Here is a 16,635-nt window from a genome sequence, read left to right on the forward strand (position 1 = left end):
TTTCTCCAATAGATTTTTTCTACTCATAAATTTACATCGATCTGTGTGGTAATCAGGTCTTCTTTTGTTATTCCTAAAAATTTCAGAGTCTCCGATGGTGTGGAATGGTTAAAGTGTTTTTGTAAGAGTGCAATCGAGACACCTTGTTTAAAGGCATGATATCCGAAGGTCTTTGCTAGTGAATTCGTCCCGATTTTTCCTTCAATACCTACCTTAACAGCTGCATCATGGATGATTCGATAGGCCTGTTGTCGTGTAATCGGTTGTTTAAATTTACGAGATTGGAATAAATAAATTTGTTGTTCACTGTTGACCTGGTCTAAGTAAGAATTTACCGCTTCTTTCACTCTTTTGTTTAAATAAACCGACTTCCTCCTTTCACTCTCCAGTTCAGAGTAATGATAAAAATCCTTCATTTCCCCATCCCCATTAAAAAGTTCCTTTACCTTAATCAGTAGCAGTTCAGATATTCTAAGCCCTGTATTTATTCCAACAACAAATAATAAATAATCCCTATATGAATGTTCCATAAGGTAATTTTTCATGGCATTTATTTGTTCTAAGTCTCTAAGTGCATCCACTGTTTCCAACGAATCATTACTCTCCTTCAATGTTACATAACTAAATTATAATATATGTTTGAGTAACATTCAAATATTCTGCCTAGGAATTATGATTTATATATCATAGGAAAATAGATGTACAAGTATACTAGCCCCTAAAAAAACGAGAAAAAGGCCTTAGCCCCTGTTATATAGAGCTAAAGCCATATACTTATGATGATCATTTTCAAGCAGCACGTAATTATACACACTTAGTATGTAATTAATGATGGTCCAAAAATTTAGTAACTGACCGAGCAGACCGAATAAGAATTGGCCCAATTAATTCCACTAAATCCAAAGAGATATCAAGGACTTCCCACCAAATGGATTCCTTCCCTTCTTCTTTCCTTTTGTCTCTTCGGGCCTTTCTTTTCTCTTTAAATGTATTCACCATACTCTCTCCCCTTTTACCATTATTATACAATTATTTTTTCGATTTATTAACAGTTAACATACGTTTTGCAACTAAAAGTACTTCCTTTTGTTTCGCAATTTAGAATACACATCTCGTGCCAACCCAAATGAGGATAGAAATCTCAAGTTACACAATTGTACAAGCATTTCTTACAATCTCTAATATCCTATATTAGTAGATTAAAAAGGTGGTGATTTAATAATGTCTGATCGAAATAGGCATGATTCTTCAGCAGCTTATGGCTATTTTACACTCGTAGGAACCGAGCCGATTTTAGTAAATCCCCAGGAAAATATACGATTTAATCAACATGGTTCATTGAAAAATATACGATTTTCCACGAATCGCAGTACAATAAAAGTTTTGAAATCGGGAGACTATAAGATCGAATATACATTACTCATAGATGGACCTGCTTCCACTTCTGTATATGGTATTTTCTTAGGCGATTCTTCTGAGCCAGAAAATCTCACAAAGTTTGGCATAACAAGGCAAGTGAATAATGCGACTCTCATGCTTATAGGACAAGCAATTATCCATGTTTCCAAAAAATCCACCATTGAGCTAAGAAATATTGGTACGACCACAGATACACTTTTACCGGTTTTAGGGGGACAAGGTATAAATGCCGCATCACTATCCATTGTGAAACTTAGCTGATAATTGGTGTTTCCTTTGACAGCCGATCCATTGGAAGTTATTCCATACGAATTGTTTCCAACTCATTCGTCACATGTCCGCCGGAATTGGCTATACTTTTATGTTTTACACTTAGAATATGATTGTTATAATGGTGCCTATGTATACTTAGGAGGATACCAAATGACCATATTTGAAAAGTTAAAGCCGATTATTGCCGATCAACTCGGTGTGAAAATGGAGAATATCAAATTAGAGGCATCTTTTAAAGACGACTTCGAAGCAGACTCGCTTGATATGGTGAACTTGACGATGGAAATTGAAGATGAATTCGCGATTGAAATTAGTGAAAAAACTGCAGCAACGCTCCAAACGGTCGGTGATGTTGTAAAATATATTGAAAACCGTTAAAAAATAGAAAAGGCGGATCGCCCATTTTAATCGGACACCTGAACCTAGGTGAATGTTGGCAGAAAGCATCCGCCAATACTCTATCAAATTTCAACAGCCGTGCTGCGTTAATAAAAAAGCGTTCTACATATGAAGAAACGCACCTAGGTTACATAGAAAAAACGAGAACCATAATGGCAATTCCAAACTGAATGAGACGCGATAACATTGATACTCCCCCTTACCCAAAATCCTACAGCCACCCCCATTATACCATTAAATTCCAATTAAAATCCATTTATATTAAATCTATGTCTTAGGCAGCGTGTAGTTTATCATATAATTGACTTAGTACTTAAAAATTATTTTCAATTAGGGGAGATTGGGATGAATAAAAAAATTTTAATAGCTGTACTCTGTATAGGGTTAGGTGCGGTAATTTATTTTTTGTCATTACGGCCAACAAAACCTGCAATTCCTGCTAAACTTAATATTCCTACTACCTCCTTGGAAGAAAGTATCTGTGAAAGAGTAACAGCACAATTTGGAGACTGCCAAAAAATTCTTTTGTTTGATGCTCATTCTAATTTAGTTTTTGCCGAGAACAGTTCTGGAATCTCGCCTGTGCTTACAAATAAAGAGTTTACTAAATTTAAACAATTCGTTTTTCCAATGATGGATTTCCAGGAGTTCAAGGAAGAGAAAGTCGAGAGAGGACCAATAGACTGGCGAGCTAAAAATCATATCCAAAAAGATTTGTCGGTTATATATGGTTTTGCAGAAGACGAGGCGAAAACCATTGTAATAAATAGTGAAGGCAACATCCAGCCAAACAGGTTTTTGGTTCGTGATCACTTATGGGTTTGGTATGCTGTTTTTCAGAAAGATAAAGTTACATTGCCAGTAAAGGTAACGGTTTATAATGCAGAAGGTCAAATTATTTTCGGAGGAAATGGAAAGAAGGAATAAAGCTTAACTCCCCCACCCTACCCGAAATGAATCACGAACCCCTGCAGGGATTTGAATGCAAAATGTATTTTATCCTCTTATCACTGGATTTTATCATTTATTGTCGAATTTTTTCGAATTATTTATATTCGTTTCTTATATTTTTTATAGTACTATTAATCTAGTTCTTTAATACCAAAACTAGATAAAGGCAAACCTTTCGAAAGAATGGGACGCAAAGTTACAGGTCTAAGGTTCTATACTATGATGGCTGTGCTGCCTCAATTAAGAGGAGAGAAAATGTATGCAATTAGATTCAAACTATCCACCATATTTTGATGGGAGAAATTTAGACCAAATAATAGCAAATTTTCAAGAAAATCAAGAAAAGTGCCACACGGTAGTTGTCAAACCAGAAATTCCAAAGGGAGAAGTAGTACAATTTCGTTATCCGCACCCGCTAGACGGACTATTTTTAAATCTTTCTGGCAATTAATAATGTCGATTCATAATGATCAAAAAAGAAGGTTGCAAAAAACACGTTGAGTTAGCACAGCGTGTTTTTTGTTATTTTAACTACCATTACTTCTGCTGATGTTAATTATCCATAAAGTTTACCTAAAATCTACAAACCTCTAAACAGAACAAATGTTTTGTTGTACAATAGTTATGTCGGATTTGATTTTCTACATAAATAATTTATAGAGGTGGAATTTAATTGAATGGTACATCACACGCAGTAATTGGGGCAGCAACTGGATTTATTGTTGCGAATACATTTCATACTTCTTCTTCTGCGACACTTTTGTTTGTAGGATTAGGTAGCGTCTCAGGATTAATGCCTGATCTTGATATTGACGGGAAGCTTCGTGAAAAAATTACTTTGTCGCATAAAGTGATTCGACTTTCTGCGATGATCATTGGAATGATTATGATTCTATATAGTTTCTTTGAAAAAACATTGGTAGATAGATGTCTGGGGATTGGAATCGGCTGTTTAATCGTCTTGGTTGCATCCTTCATTAAGCAAAGACATATGTTAACCATCACAGGAATTGCCGTCCTGGCGGGCGGATTCTCTTTAGGGGAGCTATGGTTAATTCTGCTAGGGATTTATATAGTCATTGCCTCCTTTACTTCTCATCGCAGCTATACTCATTCGGTTTTAGGCACTGTGTTCTTTGGGATTATTGCTTCCAACTTCCAAGCTTCAATCGGGATTGATGGTGTTTTCTATTCGTGTTTGGCTGGTTACATCAGTCATTTAATAGCAGATTTAAAAATCCTGCCATTTAATAAACGGGGCGTTAAGCTGTTCTTACCACTGTCTTCCAAGGAACTATGAAAAAATATCTGTGAAAGATTAACCACACTATTTGGATTGTTTGGAGGAAATGGAACTTTCACAAACTTATTCAACAAAAAAGGCAATGTCCATTATACATCGCCCAATTACGTCTAGAAAATATTAATCTTCTGTTCCTAAAACATCTGTATTTGGGGGCTCATAACCCATTTGACGGATCATGGCTACTATTTGTCCCTTATGATGAAACTCGTGTGTTATAGTGTGCATTAGCAATTTACCGGGAGTAATAGTTACTAGTTCAGATGCTTCTCTCCAAGGGATTTCTCTTTCAATTGGCACGTTTAATTTATGTCCTTGTTGTTCAATTAATTCATTCACTATTGAATCTACTTGATTAAACCGTGATATTATTTCCTCTAAACTGAGATTATGTAATTCTTCCCTTGGAGTAAGTGGTTTATTTGTCTTCAGCAAAACAAATGAGCCAAGCCATGCAACATAGCAATCTGCTATATGAACCAATGTGTCTCTTACACTTTGCCAACCAAAACCATTTGTTTGTGTAAAATGATTAGAATCTACTTTCCCACAAAAATCTAACAGTGTTCCTCTCGTCTGTCGAACCCATCCATATTCGTGTTGAAGCATCCAAACACCCACCTTAACAGATATAATTACATGTTCTATACATGTTCTATAAATGTTAGAAAAAACCTTTCTATTAGGAAAAAAAACTCCCGTAAATAAGTTATAAAGTGCCTATATTTCTTTATCAAGTTTTACCAAATATTTTAAATCAAAATGGAATTTGAGAGATCCAATTTGATTTTGCAAAAGATGGAGGATCGATTTTAATGAAGCATGGTTGGATGGAGGAACCGCCTTCATCCATTGACCGCTCAATATCCTCCCATACTAAATAACATTAAATAAAAGGTAAGGAGATATGCGGACACTAAGTTCTTTTATATCACCTTACCTTCGTTATGGATATAGTTTATCCGTATTTGATTTTCCTGATTTATTATCCTATTTTACAAACCTGCCCTGAATCTCAGTAAGGCTTAATGTACTCCATTGGCAAGCTGTTTCATTGCGTTTAACTCTGAAGAAAGCGCCAAAAACCATTCCTTATCTCCCGTTGATAAAGCCAGATCGAGGAGAAATTCAATTTGTGCCTTATTGGTTACATTTGAAACGGGCAGTTTTTTCACCCGTTTACTTAGAATAGGGATGGTTTTTCCAATTGCTTGCTTATTGTCACTCGTAACAACGGTTACTTTCACAACACCTTCTAGACCTTCCGGTGAAAGTGAATCAATATAACCAATAATTAATTCACCCTTCCGGGATTCTGCCTTAATCCAATCACCCGTTTTTAGATTTGTATTATTATATAAGAACATCGTTTTTCACCTTCTTGTTTTTTTCGTTTAATACCAGGATATGCATCGTAAATTAATCTGTAATCTTTTTTATTACATTTCCATTAAAGAAGTATTCAACCAATTATCGGTTAATAGCGCTTTTTAACAAGATCGACGACTTCTTTGATTGTATAGTCCCTTAAATATTCTCCCATGTGTTCTTCTACACCAAAGAAAATGCTGCATAAGACTTTTTGCATATTTGCCCCGACAATACATTTTTCATTGGATTCAGGACATTTGGGCTGCAGTGCACCTTCAGAGGTGATCTTATAGATATCCCAAAGATTTACTTCACTTAAGTCAAGCGCAAAAATAAATCCTCCGCCGGTTCCTTCTTTGGATTTAATAAATCCATGTTTTTTCAATAAACTTAGAACTTTTCGAATGCGAACCGGATGGACGCCAGCACTTTCAGAGATCGCATCACTAGTGGACATGCGGTCCGTCTGTAACGCAAGAAATGTTAAACTGTGAATGGCAAGAGTAAAATCACTATTCATTAGCTTGCCTCCTAAGACAAAAAACTTCTCATCTATTTTAAAAGTTCATAACTTACTGTAATAATAAACATTACAGATTAACTAGTCAAGCATGTCGTTAACTATGTCTATTACATTAAACATCCCATTGCTTTTTTACTTGTTCTTCAGCAATCTGTTTAATTTTTTCCCAGGTCATCTCTTTTTCCACTATGACATTGGTATGGTAATTTCGATCTTTATATAATACTTTTACGAATACTTCAATCATCTGTTGTTCCTCCTTTTGTAAATTTTACTTGTAAAGACAATGCTTTTTGCCTTAATTTGCTTCTTTCTGCAATTCGTTATACAAATAGTTTCGAATTCTCCTCGGCAGGAAACTCCGAATTTCATCTTCGTTATAGCCCACTTGTAATCTTTTTTCGTCCATGATAATTGGCCGGCGTACCATTTTGGGATGTTCGATGATTAATTTATACAATTGATTAAGCGGAAGTGTATCAATATCTACCTTTAAATCTTGGTACGCCTTTGAATTCGTTGAAATAATTTCACTCGTCCCCTCTTCTGTCATGCGAAGAATCGATTTAATTTCATCGATTGTAAGAGGATGAGATAGGATGTTTCTTTCTATATAGTCTATTTGATGTTCCTCAAGCCAAGCTTTTGCTTTTCGGCAAGACCCACAGCTTGGTGTCGTAAACAAAGTTACCATCGCCATACACACTCCTTAGTAATATTCTGCCCAACATATTAAATGTAACAAAAACCATTACAGTTATCATACTGTAAATATAATCGTTACAGTTCATTTTGTCAATGGGTGTTTGATTGAATCTTATATGCATGGTTAAGATTGCATTAACCATTCGCTCTAATGATAAAAAATCCCTTAAGTTTTTAATACCTAAGGGATTATTATCAAGAAGATCAGTCTGAATGGTTATTCTATCTCATCGTGGATTCTATTTCTTTTGTTACTATTGCTTTTCCCTATCCTGTTGGAATTTTCCCCTTTAACCTGCTTTAAGGTCGCTACGATCAGAAAGCTAACGATTACTAATAAGAGCCAGGAACTCACCTTTCCTAAATGAACGAGACTCCATGCATCGGTTTGGTTTGGATATTCCCATGCTCCAAAGAACGTTGCGATATTTTCAGCCACCCATATAAAAAATCCAATGAGTACAAATGAAAGCGCGAGAGGCATGCGATAATGCGTTCCACCAACCTCGTATGTGACCCACGATTGCCAGAAAACGATGATGACAAGTCCTGTTAACCACCAACGAACATCCAACCAAAAATGGTGGGTGAAAAAATTCAAATAAATCGCAGCGGCAAGAGGGACTACCAGCAAAAACGGCGGCCACTTCACCAATTCAACCTTAAGCCTCCTCCACGCCTGGCATAGAAAACTTGCTACACTCGCGTACATGAAACCACTATACAAAGGGACTCCAAAAATTTTAGAAAATCCTTCCCCCGGATATGACCAAGAGCCCATATGCACCTTGAAAAGTTCAAGAGTAAGTCCAATAAGGTGAAACAAAGTGATCACCTTAAGTTCATCCCGTGTTTCAAGCCCAGAACGCACCATCCCCCACTGCATCATAAGGCAAATAATGAGCAGCCAGTCATACCGCGGCAGAAAAGGAAGTGGGATGATTTGTGTAATAGCCAAAGATGCAAAAATAACGACAGGAAACAAACATGATAGGGCTTGCTCCCAGCCAAAACGAACGAGTTGTTTAAGTGATCTAATCATTTGTATCTTCAAAGGTTTTTTCTGAGAATCACTTTGGATGGTTAAATTCATGCGTAACTCCCCTTTTATGAATTTGATTCTAATTTTGTAAAAGCGATATTTCTTTTTCTATTGAAATGATTTTACCATCCGTTTTATCGTTTTACAATAAATAATTAATGATTATAATTATGTTTTTATTGGTTAAAGCATTCTTCCGATCTGATAAAAAGTTAAAAAGCACTCCTTATTTTCAAAGGAATGCTCTAAAATTTTAAGGGTCATTTATTGTTCATTACACCTTATGGAAAATGTTGTGAATTTCAATACATCGAAGACCTAGATGGAAGTCAAATTTATTACCTATTAATTAAGCGGATTATCATTTTGATATTTTAACCATTTATCGATTTCTGACTTTAAATATCGTTCTTGGTTGTCAATTTTTAAATAAGGGAGAAACATGTAGGTTTCATAAGTGCCACCCATTAAAAGTTTTTGTTTATAATCTTCTTTCATTATAACGTCAATCGTTTCTTCGTTAACTTGGAGATATTCCGAAAGTTGTTTTTTCGTCATGATATTTGGAGTATTCATAGAATAAACCGGCATTGAAGAATTTTTATTACTAGAATCATTTTGATCTGTAAAAAAAGTTCCCTTTAAGATTGATGCACTTATGATTATTGAAATTCCAATAATTAAGGCACTAATCGGATAAGCAATAAATTTCATTGAGCATTTCCCCTAAATTTATTTAAAAATATTATACTATAAATACCAATTATTAGGGGGAATATTATTCTCTAGTTATGGCATCCGTGAAGGGTGTTTTGTAAAATAACCGGTCCTAATTTGTTAGTTTTCGAATTTGAAAGACGTACTTCTACGCTTGTATTAACTGGTAGTTCCGCTGAAATCTCATCAATTTTACCCACCCATGGATTACCGCCAAACCATCTTGGAGCGTTCTCTTTAACTAAATACAGCTTAAACCGCCAACTGATTTCGCCTTTTATTTGTGCAAATCCCTCATATTGGTCATACAGTCCAAATGAAGAGGGTAATGGAAGCCAATCCGCATAGATACCTACGCCCTTTCGTTCTCTAACAGGACTCGTTGGTGAAGATGTATATGGTTTTTTAACCTTGGTGATTAAAGTAGTACCTTTTGCATTGGGAATATCCTTAACTGGATGAAGTACCACGCTACACGGGTAGGATACTTTTGTAAAAGTTCGTGCCTGTAATATTCCAGAGTGAGAAAAAACTAGGACTAACAATACCGTTAGAATTTTTAACATTTTTATCAAACCACCCCCAAATGATGGAGATAGTATTACCAATCTGTCAGTTAAAATTCTCCTCCTATCATTCTTTTTCCTCACACCTCTATTAAAAATATTTTCCCCCTTTAATAATTTGGACTTTTTTCGTAAATATTGTAGCTATATGCTGAAGAAAAAACTTTAATAAAAAAATAGAAGATTTTAACATCCATAGTATAATTGATGTGAAGAAAAATAAAAATTTTATTATTATATTGGGGTGTAGCATTGGATAAAGCTTTTTTAAAAGGAATTTTAAGTATTTTAATAGGAGGTATTGTATTCGGATTTTTATTTCTTTGGCAAAAAGATATGGGCTTAATGGCGAATTTCTTTTTTTCTATAACAGCAGGAATCTTGGGTTATATGGTTATATCTCCTTTGATAATGTCGAATGAAGAAAGGAAGAACTTTGAATCTAAATTTGAAAAATGGATAGACGATAGTGAAAATAAGTAAAATTATGTTTTTAATAACGTGCAGCCAGATAAAATTCTATTTTAATACTTTAGAAGTGATCGTTCCTATGGGATTTTCCATTACACTTAATGGAAAATGTTGTGAATTTCAATATTCTCATTTATAGTTAAATTAAATAATTTGATTTACCCACATTACTTAAACAAGGAGATTATATGAAACTAGGAGCATTTTCTGTAAGTTTAAACGTGAAAGACATTCATTTATCCAAGTCGTTCTACGAAAAACTAGGATTCCAAGCTTTTGGCGGTGATATTACTCAAAATTGGCTGATTATGAAGAATGAAAATTGCGTCATCGGGCTATTTCAAGGGATGTTTGAAAAAAACATTCTGACATTTAATCCAGGATGGAATCCAAATGCAGAGAATCTCGAAAAGTTTACAGACATTCGAGACATCCAAAAGAAACTAAAGTCTGAAGGTATAAAATTGCTGTCGGAGGCAGATGAAGGCTCTGTTGGACCCGCACATATGATCATTGAAGATCCAGACGGAAATCAAATTCTGCTCGATCAACATCGATAAGAGGAAAAATGGAGGAATAAAATGAGTATGGAACAACCAATTACAACGAACCTCTCATTCAAAGAGATGGCCGTGTCTTTTCTACAGCTCGCTTCATCCGGGAAGGCTCGCGATGCATTCCAGCGTTACGTAGGTCCCGACTTTTGTCACCATAACCCCTATTTCAGCGGAGATGCGGATTCGCTCATGCTTGCAATGGAAGAAAATGCGGCTTTAAATCCGAACAAAATCTTTGAGGTCAAACTGGTGATTCATGAGAAAGATACCGTAGCCGTTCATTCACATGTAAGACAGCACCCAGAGGATCTCGGAGGGGCAGTGGTCCATATCTTTCGATTCAAAGATAACCAAATCGTTGAATTGTGGGATATCGGACAACCCATACCTGAGGAGTCCCCTAACGAGAACGGTATGTTTTAAGTTCATTTAAGGAGATTGAAAAGGAACGAACGAACCAACCTACTATTATTAAATATTAAGTTGTCAGACTGTCGACAAACCCGAAAAACTTGGGATTTTCCGGCAGTCTTTTTTACGGCTCTGCTAAATTGTTTGTTTTATTCCCCCCTGCTCCTTCCCTCCATACCTATCAATTGGGTCTTAAATATCTGGGTCTTCATCATGTTATTCCTTTCCGTTTCCATTAAACTCCAAAATATTTAAACCCTCGGATGCTTCTGGTGTCTCAAAAAATTTAGTAACATGATTAAATACCACTTCCGTGTCAAAAGCTACTCTTTCGGGTTGTTCAATACGTCTTTGTGCAATTTGACGTAAGCATTGCTCGTTATTTAGATTAAGGAAAATTAGTTGATGGCTTGCGTTGACCTCTGACGCCATATCCAAAAACCACTTTCGCAGTTTTTGAGTATTAGCTGGAAAATCCATCACTACATCTGTACCTACACTTAATATGTTTTGGACATGCTTTTTCACCAACGGCTTGAGCTGCGCTGAGAATTTTATATAGTCCTCAAATGTTGCAATCTGATTCGGATAAAGAGATGAAAGCCATTCATCCTCAGACAATAGGACAGCATGTTTATCAATCGCCAATTGGTTTGATTTCGTTGATTTTCCTGCGCCCATTTTTCCACAGAAAAAGTATAGAGTTCCCAATTTTTTCATACCTTTTAACCCCCGCGCTTGTTTTGCATTCCACCTCATTTTTACAGTGTAACACCAAATATGTAATAGTTTGAATTGTTTTTTTTATAGTTCTTTTATAAAAATTAAAAACTGAACGTTCAGCTATTGTCCAATTAAGTTATAACGGTTCCAAATTTTCTTCATCCTCTCAGCATTTATTTTTATTTACTCTTTCTTTACGAAAGCTTCAAACACACACTGCCACTTTTTAGCAGTGTATCTGCCATACCTGAATAAATGTTGGTGGAAAGGGTAGCATACCACTGTAAACTTTAATGAGGTGATGAAAATGTCTAACATGTTGAAACAAGAAGAAATGGAAACATTAAGAGAGTTAATCAAAGACGTAGACACGGCCATGCTGACTACGGTAACTGAAGAAGGGCTTGTTTCACGTCCTATGAAAACACAAGAAATAGAGTTTGATGGTGACTTATGGTTTTTCACTAAGAAAGCGACTAATAAATATGAAGAAATTTTACATGATCAAGATGTAAATGTGACTTATGCAGGTAAATCCTATGTTTCCGTCCGTGGAAGAGCAGAAATCATTGAGGATTTAGGCAAGAAAAAGGAATTGTGGAGCAAAGCAAATGAAAAAATCATGCAAACTTCTTATGATGATCCCAACGTTATTTTGATAAAGGTAAAGGCGGAAGCAGCTGAATATTGGGAAACCGGTAATTTTACGAAGAAAATCGCCTTTTTCTATAAACGCATGACAGGACAAAGTTCTAAATCGACAGATATTAATGAAACGGTTGAATTAAATAAATAATAGAAAAAATGGGTTGTCTGGCCATAGGACAATCCATTCAGCTGTGTTGAGTTATACCTAAAAACAAGCTGCCATTATTGACAGCACTGATCTTTCCCTTCCGCACCTATAATTTTCTTTCTTTCCTGTTTATCAAATGCATAAGGAAACGGATAAACAACATTAGAAGAAAGGTGCTGATAAATGTGTACTTCCATGTCCATGTATGGTATTTTATTAACTCGGTATATCTTTCAAACAAAATCTCAATTATCGTTAAAACAGTGGTGTACAAAATACCTTGTAGTACAATGTTAAAATATCTTGAACAATAAGTTGTTTGATAAAAGTAAATACAAACAACTGGAAATAGAAGATATTCATAAAGAAGACTGGAACTAAAATAGTTACTTAAAAATCTCACTGGATATTCGAGCATTTCCTCTTCTACAACAAGAACACCAAAAAACGTTGAAAAATATGAAGACAATGCAAAAATTACAATCCATTTTATGATAGGTGGTTTTCTTAAGCTATAAATCAATAGCGTGATCCCGATTATGAGCAGTGACCACAATATTATTCTTTCCATAGATAAAATAGCTCCTTTTCTTTACTTTGCTTATCAATGAGTATAACCAAAGTAAAGATCAAAGATAAGATTTTATCAATAGCCTAAAACTCATTAAAAAAAGACGCTTTCCGGAAAAGCGCCAGATTGTTGAAGATCATTGTAAGTATTATGTTATTTAAAAAGTATAGGAAGCCTTGGGCTCTTTAGCATTCTTTAGTTCCTTTAAACTTTCTTTGATTAACTCTCTTTGTTCCTCGGTAATAATAAAATCCATTAGACGTTCCTCAAAATGAGCAATACGTCTTTCCAATTCCTCTAAAGTAAGGTTATTAGTATTCTTCATAAACCTACCAACTCCTCTTATAATAATTAGTATTCTTCATAAAATCTTTCAAAGCCACTATTAGCAGCGCGTTATTTAAGTAAAGGAAGCTATCCAATATCTATTATTCAAATGGTAGTTCTATTCGAATCCTTTTAATCTTAGGATCCTTTAATTTTCCCATTGTTTAAGAACTTGTTCTTTTGCAATACGATAAACTTCTTCTTCTGTTTGGTTTTTGGTAGCTATTACATTGGTTTGATAAATTTTACCTTGATGTGTTACATAGATGGTATACTTGTACATTTTGTTCTTTCTCCTTTTTTCACTAATAATCTTAACTTCTCATTCCACTTTACTAATAAATTTAGTTATTCCTGCAATTGTTTATTAACTTTTTTATATTTTACAAATAATGCGAAAGTTATTAAAGCTAAAAAAAAGGACAATTTTTGACAAATTTACAACTTTACCAAAATTGATATCATCTCTAGCAACTGTGATGACTGGCAAAGTCAATAAAATCAACAAACTTTTTATAATTCTGATCTCTAATGAATTTTTTTACACTTCTTTGAATGCAGAAAATTGTCGAAATATAAATCTAAAAAAGGAGATATTCCCAAAAACCCAGCAGCTAAAATAAAAAAACTAAACTGAAACCAGAATAGATTCATCTGATTCCACTCCTTACCTTCTACATAGGATGGTAATGCCTGGTTAAACTAAAGTAGAGAATAACCAGAAAGGGGGAAAAAGCTGTGACACGGAAACTTATAGCCTTTTTCCTATTTGCCTGCCTTCTTTTCACCGGAGATTTTCAAACAGACGGCATGCCTCCGCCGGACCCCGTCCAGATGGGGATGGAAGAAGGATATTATGAAGGAATCCGTTCGGGGCTTGAAGACCGTCACAACTTCAGGATCTCCCGTGCTTGGCAGCAGATGCCGCGCTCCAAACTAAGCATTGACAACAAGATGGAAATAGCACGGCCCCTCATAAAAATAGGACTTCTCCGACAGGTATACCTCTCTTTTTCGTCTGGGGAGAAATTCTACGACTACCTTCATGCTCATCCGGAAATGGATGCGGTACAGGCCGCCCAGCGGAAACTAGGACAAAGGTTTGTAAGGGCGTACGAAAAAAGCTTCCAAAAAGGTTATGAGAAATCCCTCACTGCTCCACCCGATAAGGCGGCAAGCTACGCAGCCTTATTGAGGGAGAAGAATAGATAAGGGAAACCAAAATGGGCATAAAAATCACCACACGTCTAAGAACTCATAGAGGTGTGGTGATTTAATCAAGGTTTACATAATCCCCTACTTTGATTTGATACTTTTCAAACCATCCAAGATTAACTTCGATTGCATAATGATAAAAAAGTTCCGGATCATAAGTAGGACATTTATCCTGTTTACAAGGGACCATATCTAAAATTTTTAGAATTTTCCCGTCTGAATCAAGAAATGCAATAGATAAAGGAATTAAGGTGTTTTTCATCCAAAAACCGCCATATGTTTTTCCTGAAAACACAAATAGCATCCCCTCGTTTTCGGGTAGTTTTCTAACAAACATTAAGCCCTTATCTCTTTTTTCTTGAGTATCTGCAACGTGAACGGTTAAATTGGTTATCCTTTCTCCACTAGATACTGTAATCATTTTTGTGTGAAGACTTGTTTTTTTCGTTTGACGAAAAAGAAAATCGATTATTTTAAATCTATTTTTCAATAAATTCACTCACCTTGTCTTTTCCCTTTTATTATTTGGCTCTTATTGTAAACTTTGTTGCTGTGTTCGATTCGTGGCCTATTCGGACAGTTCTGGTGAATCCAAAGGCACTCATGTCCGAACATCAATCTTCTTCGGACAGTTCTGGTGTTTTCATAGGCACTCATGTCCGAACATCAGTCGTCTTCGGACAGCTCTGGTGATTCCAAAGGCACTCATGTCAGAATGATAATTCCTTCTTTAGATTTTTATGATTAAACCGGTTCCAAAAACACCAATTATTCCGAAAACAGCCTATTATTTAAAGGAAGAAAGTTGGAGATATTAAATAAAAACAACGTGGAAAACGCCTTTTCACTTTCTATACTTATTATATGGTTATACATTTAAGACTTTATTTCATCATCACAGCTACAATATATTAGCCAACAAAAAAAGCTGCTACAATGACAGCTCCGTTGCATAATTAATCTTATTCTTCGAGTTCAATAAACTAATGGTACCTACTGCTAAATTCTACGATGTCATTTTCAATCCAATGACTGCTACTAATATTAGAGCTATAAATAAAATACGTCTCCAATCCTTTGCTTCTCCATAAAAAAGCATTCCAATAATTGTCCCGCCTACAGTTCCGATCCCTGTCCAAACGGCATAAGAAATTCCCGCGGGGAGGGTTTTCATAGCTAAACCTAGAAAACTAAAACTAAAAATAAATCCAATGAACAGAACCATATAGGACTGTATGTTTTTGTCTTTAACAACTTTATTCATACCTGTAACCCCAACCACCTCAAAAGCTCCTGCCAATATGAGATACATCCAAGCCATATTACACTGCACCTTCTTTCTTACTAGATTCAGTTGTGACAAGCTTTAAGCCTACAACACCAGACAGAAGTAAGAAAATAAATAATACTTTCGTCCAACTAAAGGCCTCTCCGAATATCAACATCTCCGCCACAACAGTCCCAGCTGTCCCAATTCCAGTAAAGACCGCGTAAACAGTAGCAACGGGTAGACTTTTTATTGCCTTTATTAATAACACAAATGAAATATATATAAGGAGAGCAATACCAACCCAAGAAAGCCAATTACTCGCATGCTTTAATCCTAATGCCCATAACACCTCAATAAGACCAGCCAATACAACAAATACCCAGTTTCGTTTCATAACCTATTCCCCCAAAAAATATCCTTATTCCTTCGAAAGTCCACGCCAATAAAGATACCAAGAGGCATCCAATCTCTTCATTAATCGTTCGGAACCTCCATATAACATTTCAACAAATATTCCATCTAACACTCCTAAAAATGCAGAAGTAGCTCGTTGTGAGTCAATGGTTGAGCTAATTTCACCCTCCAACATAGCCTTCTCAACGACCAAAAGGAGATGTTTTTCTACCTTATCCAGATACTCATAAACAGAATCTATAACCTGTTCATAAAGATGAGCAGGTGGAAAGAAAGAGATTCGAAGCCAAAATTTTGTTATGTTGTTCTTCTCATATCTTTCTTTATATAGCAAAAGAAAATTATATAAGAATTCCTCAATCGGTTGTGTTTTGTTACTGTCTATATAATTAATAACGAATTTTAATTCGGCATCAAAAACTTCACGGTAAACCTGTAAAAAAAGTTCATCTTTCCCTTTGAAATGAGTGTAGATGGATTGTTTTTTGATTCCTACATCATCAGCGATATGTGCCATCGATGTTCCCTCATATCCCTTATTCGTAAAATGATTCAGTGCAACATTCTTAATTTGATTAAAAGTCATAAATACCACCTTCCGAACGGTCGTC

At 35.4% G+C, this 16,635-nt stretch carries 28 protein-coding genes and 1 riboswitch; of the genes, 10 read left to right on the top strand and 18 right to left on the bottom strand.

The window, feature by feature from the left end:
* Window positions 1-23: 23 nt before the first annotated feature.
* Both ACE198_RS18780 and ACE198_RS18785 read right to left on the bottom strand, forming a co-directional pair.
* Window positions 24-590 carry a tyrosine-type recombinase/integrase gene (locus tag ACE198_RS18780; RefSeq protein WP_375376660.1) on the bottom strand — a complete coding sequence of 189 codons (567 nt, stop codon included), beginning with the start codon at window positions 588-590 and terminating at the stop codon, window positions 24-26.
* 235 nt (window positions 591-825) lie between these two features.
* The gene (locus tag ACE198_RS18785) at window positions 826-999 is read right to left on the bottom strand and encodes a hypothetical protein (protein ID WP_180230272.1); all 174 of its coding nucleotides are present in this window, start codon (window positions 997-999) and stop codon (window positions 826-828) included.
* Between the two features lie 222 nt (window positions 1,000-1,221).
* Here ACE198_RS18785 and ACE198_RS18790 point away from each other — a divergent pair, with 222 nt between their 5' ends.
* The 5 genes from ACE198_RS18790 to ACE198_RS18810 all read left to right on the top strand — a co-directional run bounded on the left by ACE198_RS18790 (window position 1,222) and on the right by ACE198_RS18810 (window position 4,342).
* Window positions 1,222-1,680 carry a hypothetical protein gene (locus tag ACE198_RS18790; protein WP_375376661.1) on the top strand — a complete coding sequence of 153 codons (459 nt, stop codon included), beginning with the start codon at window positions 1,222-1,224 and terminating at the stop codon, window positions 1,678-1,680.
* Between the two features lie 162 nt (window positions 1,681-1,842).
* Window positions 1,843-2,070 carry an acyl carrier protein gene (acpP, locus tag ACE198_RS18795; protein ID WP_098576585.1) on the top strand — a complete coding sequence of 76 codons (228 nt, stop codon included), beginning with the start codon at window positions 1,843-1,845 and terminating at the stop codon, window positions 2,068-2,070.
* Between the two features lie 366 nt (window positions 2,071-2,436).
* Entirely contained in the window at window positions 2,437-3,018 is a 582-nt protein-coding gene (locus ACE198_RS18800) for a hypothetical protein (RefSeq protein WP_375376662.1), read from the top strand.
* Window positions 3,019-3,197: 179 nt separating this feature from the next.
* Window positions 3,198-3,281, top strand: a riboswitch (cyclic di-GMP riboswitch).
* Window positions 3,282-3,301: 20 nt separating this feature from the next.
* Window positions 3,302-3,493: a hypothetical protein gene (locus ACE198_RS18805; protein WP_375376663.1), complete on the top strand. Its 192-nt coding sequence runs from the start codon at window positions 3,302-3,304 to the stop codon at window positions 3,491-3,493.
* A 222-nt stretch (window positions 3,494-3,715) separates the two neighbouring features.
* Window positions 3,716-4,342: a metal-dependent hydrolase gene (locus ACE198_RS18810; protein WP_375376664.1), complete on the top strand. Its 627-nt coding sequence runs from the start codon at window positions 3,716-3,718 to the stop codon at window positions 4,340-4,342.
* A gap of 123 nt (window positions 4,343-4,465) precedes the next feature.
* Here the strand turns inward: ACE198_RS18810 and ACE198_RS18815 are convergent, their stop codons facing one another.
* The 8 genes from ACE198_RS18815 to ACE198_RS18850 form a co-directional block, all read right to left on the bottom strand.
* The gene (locus ACE198_RS18815; protein ID WP_375376665.1) at window positions 4,466-4,954 is read right to left on the bottom strand and encodes a DinB family protein; all 489 of its coding nucleotides are present in this window, start codon (window positions 4,952-4,954) and stop codon (window positions 4,466-4,468) included.
* A gap of 416 nt (window positions 4,955-5,370) precedes the next feature.
* Window positions 5,371-5,712: an IDEAL domain-containing protein gene (locus ACE198_RS18820; protein WP_375376666.1), complete on the bottom strand. Its 342-nt coding sequence runs from the start codon at window positions 5,710-5,712 to the stop codon at window positions 5,371-5,373.
* Window positions 5,713-5,822: 110 nt separating this feature from the next.
* Entirely contained in the window at window positions 5,823-6,236 is a 414-nt protein-coding gene (locus ACE198_RS18825; protein ID WP_375376667.1) for an RrF2 family transcriptional regulator, read from the bottom strand.
* Window positions 6,237-6,351: 115 nt separating this feature from the next.
* Entirely contained in the window at window positions 6,352-6,486 is a 135-nt protein-coding gene (locus ACE198_RS18830) for a BA3454 family stress response protein (RefSeq protein ID WP_098576579.1), read from the bottom strand.
* A gap of 51 nt (window positions 6,487-6,537) precedes the next feature.
* A complete protein-coding gene (gene spxA / locus ACE198_RS18835; RefSeq protein WP_098576611.1) occupies window positions 6,538-6,933 on the bottom strand; it encodes a transcriptional regulator SpxA in 396 nt (131 codons plus the stop codon).
* 228 nt (window positions 6,934-7,161) lie between these two features.
* Window positions 7,162-7,983: a DUF817 domain-containing protein gene (locus ACE198_RS18840; RefSeq protein WP_375376692.1), complete on the bottom strand. Its 822-nt coding sequence runs from the start codon at window positions 7,981-7,983 to the stop codon at window positions 7,162-7,164.
* A gap of 348 nt (window positions 7,984-8,331) precedes the next feature.
* Window positions 8,332-8,700, bottom strand: coding sequence for a Clp protease ClpB (locus ACE198_RS18845; RefSeq protein WP_375376668.1), 369 nt, complete (start codon window positions 8,698-8,700; stop codon window positions 8,332-8,334).
* Between the two features lie 71 nt (window positions 8,701-8,771).
* Window positions 8,772-9,269, bottom strand: a complete 498-nt coding sequence (locus tag ACE198_RS18850) for a YoqH family protein (RefSeq protein WP_375376669.1) — start codon at window positions 9,267-9,269, stop codon at window positions 8,772-8,774.
* Window positions 9,270-9,521: 252 nt separating this feature from the next.
* On the opposite strand from ACE198_RS18850, the gene ACE198_RS18855 reads away from it, so the two are divergent.
* The 3 genes from ACE198_RS18855 to ACE198_RS18865 all read left to right on the top strand — a co-directional run bounded on the left by ACE198_RS18855 (window position 9,522) and on the right by ACE198_RS18865 (window position 10,720).
* On the top strand, window positions 9,522-9,752 hold the full coding sequence (locus ACE198_RS18855) for a hypothetical protein (protein WP_375376670.1): 231 nt from the start codon (window positions 9,522-9,524) through the stop codon (window positions 9,750-9,752).
* A 176-nt stretch (window positions 9,753-9,928) separates the two neighbouring features.
* Window positions 9,929-10,300, top strand: a complete 372-nt coding sequence (locus tag ACE198_RS18860; RefSeq protein WP_375376671.1) for a VOC family protein — start codon at window positions 9,929-9,931, stop codon at window positions 10,298-10,300.
* Window positions 10,301-10,321: 21 nt separating this feature from the next.
* Entirely contained in the window at window positions 10,322-10,720 is a 399-nt protein-coding gene (locus ACE198_RS18865) for a nuclear transport factor 2 family protein (RefSeq protein WP_375376672.1), read from the top strand.
* A gap of 204 nt (window positions 10,721-10,924) precedes the next feature.
* On the opposite strand, the gene ACE198_RS18870 is transcribed toward ACE198_RS18865, so the two are convergent.
* Entirely contained in the window at window positions 10,925-11,428 is a 504-nt protein-coding gene (locus ACE198_RS18870) for a P-loop nucleotide/nucleoside kinase family protein (protein ID WP_375376673.1), read from the bottom strand.
* A gap of 310 nt (window positions 11,429-11,738) precedes the next feature.
* On the opposite strand from ACE198_RS18870, the gene ACE198_RS18875 reads away from it, so the two are divergent.
* Window positions 11,739-12,227 carry a pyridoxamine 5'-phosphate oxidase family protein gene (locus ACE198_RS18875; protein WP_375376674.1) on the top strand — a complete coding sequence of 163 codons (489 nt, stop codon included), beginning with the start codon at window positions 11,739-11,741 and terminating at the stop codon, window positions 12,225-12,227.
* A 106-nt stretch (window positions 12,228-12,333) separates the two neighbouring features.
* On the opposite strand, the gene ACE198_RS18880 is transcribed toward ACE198_RS18875, so the two are convergent.
* The 3 genes from ACE198_RS18880 to ACE198_RS18890 form a co-directional block, all read right to left on the bottom strand.
* Window positions 12,334-12,798 carry a CBO0543 family protein gene (locus ACE198_RS18880; RefSeq protein WP_098576575.1) on the bottom strand — a complete coding sequence of 155 codons (465 nt, stop codon included), beginning with the start codon at window positions 12,796-12,798 and terminating at the stop codon, window positions 12,334-12,336.
* A 157-nt stretch (window positions 12,799-12,955) separates the two neighbouring features.
* Window positions 12,956-13,123, bottom strand: coding sequence for a hypothetical protein (locus tag ACE198_RS18885; RefSeq protein ID WP_375376675.1), 168 nt, complete (start codon window positions 13,121-13,123; stop codon window positions 12,956-12,958).
* Window positions 13,124-13,273: 150 nt separating this feature from the next.
* A complete protein-coding gene (locus ACE198_RS18890) occupies window positions 13,274-13,408 on the bottom strand; it encodes a BA3454 family stress response protein (RefSeq protein ID WP_098576574.1) in 135 nt (44 codons plus the stop codon).
* Window positions 13,409-13,863: 455 nt separating this feature from the next.
* On the opposite strand from ACE198_RS18890, the gene ACE198_RS18895 reads away from it, so the two are divergent.
* A complete protein-coding gene (locus tag ACE198_RS18895) occupies window positions 13,864-14,337 on the top strand; it encodes a hypothetical protein (RefSeq protein ID WP_098576573.1) in 474 nt (157 codons plus the stop codon).
* A 61-nt stretch (window positions 14,338-14,398) separates the two neighbouring features.
* On the opposite strand, the gene ACE198_RS18900 is transcribed toward ACE198_RS18895, so the two are convergent.
* The 4 genes from ACE198_RS18900 to ACE198_RS18915 form a co-directional block, all read right to left on the bottom strand.
* Window positions 14,399-14,830 (bottom strand): DUF192 domain-containing protein, encoded by a 432-nt coding sequence (locus ACE198_RS18900; RefSeq protein WP_375376676.1) that lies wholly within the window; start codon window positions 14,828-14,830, stop codon window positions 14,399-14,401.
* Between the two features lie 516 nt (window positions 14,831-15,346).
* On the bottom strand, window positions 15,347-15,661 hold the full coding sequence (locus ACE198_RS18905; protein ID WP_098576572.1) for a DMT family transporter: 315 nt from the start codon (window positions 15,659-15,661) through the stop codon (window positions 15,347-15,349).
* Window position 15,662: 1 nt separating this feature from the next.
* Entirely contained in the window at window positions 15,663-16,004 is a 342-nt protein-coding gene (locus tag ACE198_RS18910; protein ID WP_375376677.1) for a DMT family transporter, read from the bottom strand.
* 24 nt (window positions 16,005-16,028) lie between these two features.
* Complete coding sequence (locus tag ACE198_RS18915; RefSeq protein WP_375376678.1) at window positions 16,029-16,610, bottom strand: TetR/AcrR family transcriptional regulator; 582 nt, start codon at window positions 16,608-16,610, stop codon at window positions 16,029-16,031.
* Between the last annotated feature and the right edge of the window lie 25 nt (window positions 16,611-16,635).

It is taken from the genome of Neobacillus sp. KR4-4 (genome assembly GCF_042136325.1).
GTDB lineage: Bacteria > Bacillota > Bacilli > Bacillales > Cytobacillaceae > Neobacillus.

Excerpts from the sequence above, each read along its gene's own strand:
- ACE198_RS18865 (WP_375376672.1), top strand. The coding sequence starts at position 10,322 with ATGAGTATGGAACAACCAATTACAACGAACCTCTCATTCAAAGAGATG.
- ACE198_RS18820 (WP_375376666.1), bottom strand. The coding sequence starts at position 5,712 with ATGTTCTTATATAATAATACAAATCTAAAAACGGGTGATTGGATTAAG.
- ACE198_RS18915 (WP_375376678.1), bottom strand. The coding sequence starts at position 16,610 with ATGACTTTTAATCAAATTAAGAATGTTGCACTGAATCATTTTACGAAT.
- ACE198_RS18825 (WP_375376667.1), bottom strand. The coding sequence starts at position 6,236 with ATGAATAGTGATTTTACTCTTGCCATTCACAGTTTAACATTTCTTGCG.
- ACE198_RS18805 (WP_375376663.1), top strand. The coding sequence starts at position 3,302 with ATGCAATTAGATTCAAACTATCCACCATATTTTGATGGGAGAAATTTA.
- ACE198_RS18830 (WP_098576579.1), bottom strand. The coding sequence starts at position 6,486 with ATGATTGAAGTATTCGTAAAAGTATTATATAAAGATCGAAATTACCAT.
- ACE198_RS18845 (WP_375376668.1), bottom strand. The coding sequence starts at position 8,700 with ATGAAATTTATTGCTTATCCGATTAGTGCCTTAATTATTGGAATTTCA.
- ACE198_RS18815 (WP_375376665.1), bottom strand. The coding sequence starts at position 4,954 with ATGCTTCAACACGAATATGGATGGGTTCGACAGACGAGAGGAACACTG.
- ACE198_RS18785 (WP_180230272.1), bottom strand. The coding sequence starts at position 999 with ATGGTGAATACATTTAAAGAGAAAAGAAAGGCCCGAAGAGACAAAAGG.
- ACE198_RS18905 (WP_098576572.1), bottom strand. The coding sequence starts at position 15,661 with ATGGCTTGGATGTATCTCATATTGGCAGGAGCTTTTGAGGTGGTTGGG.
- acpP (WP_098576585.1), top strand. The coding sequence starts at position 1,843 with ATGACCATATTTGAAAAGTTAAAGCCGATTATTGCCGATCAACTCGGT.
- ACE198_RS18880 (WP_098576575.1), bottom strand. The coding sequence starts at position 12,798 with ATGGAAAGAATAATATTGTGGTCACTGCTCATAATCGGGATCACGCTA.
- ACE198_RS18800 (WP_375376662.1), top strand. The coding sequence starts at position 2,437 with ATGAATAAAAAAATTTTAATAGCTGTACTCTGTATAGGGTTAGGTGCG.
- ACE198_RS18850 (WP_375376669.1), bottom strand. The coding sequence starts at position 9,269 with ATGTTAAAAATTCTAACGGTATTGTTAGTCCTAGTTTTTTCTCACTCT.
- ACE198_RS18885 (WP_375376675.1), bottom strand. The coding sequence starts at position 13,123 with ATGAAGAATACTAATAACCTTACTTTAGAGGAATTGGAAAGACGTATT.
- ACE198_RS18860 (WP_375376671.1), top strand. The coding sequence starts at position 9,929 with ATGAAACTAGGAGCATTTTCTGTAAGTTTAAACGTGAAAGACATTCAT.
- ACE198_RS18890 (WP_098576574.1), bottom strand. The coding sequence starts at position 13,408 with ATGTACAAGTATACCATCTATGTAACACATCAAGGTAAAATTTATCAA.
- ACE198_RS18870 (WP_375376673.1), bottom strand. The coding sequence starts at position 11,428 with ATGAAAAAATTGGGAACTCTATACTTTTTCTGTGGAAAAATGGGCGCA.
- spxA (WP_098576611.1), bottom strand. The coding sequence starts at position 6,933 with ATGGTAACTTTGTTTACGACACCAAGCTGTGGGTCTTGCCGAAAAGCA.
- ACE198_RS18790 (WP_375376661.1), top strand. The coding sequence starts at position 1,222 with ATGTCTGATCGAAATAGGCATGATTCTTCAGCAGCTTATGGCTATTTT.
- ACE198_RS18875 (WP_375376674.1), top strand. The coding sequence starts at position 11,739 with ATGTCTAACATGTTGAAACAAGAAGAAATGGAAACATTAAGAGAGTTA.
- ACE198_RS18910 (WP_375376677.1), bottom strand. The coding sequence starts at position 16,004 with ATGAAACGAAACTGGGTATTTGTTGTATTGGCTGGTCTTATTGAGGTG.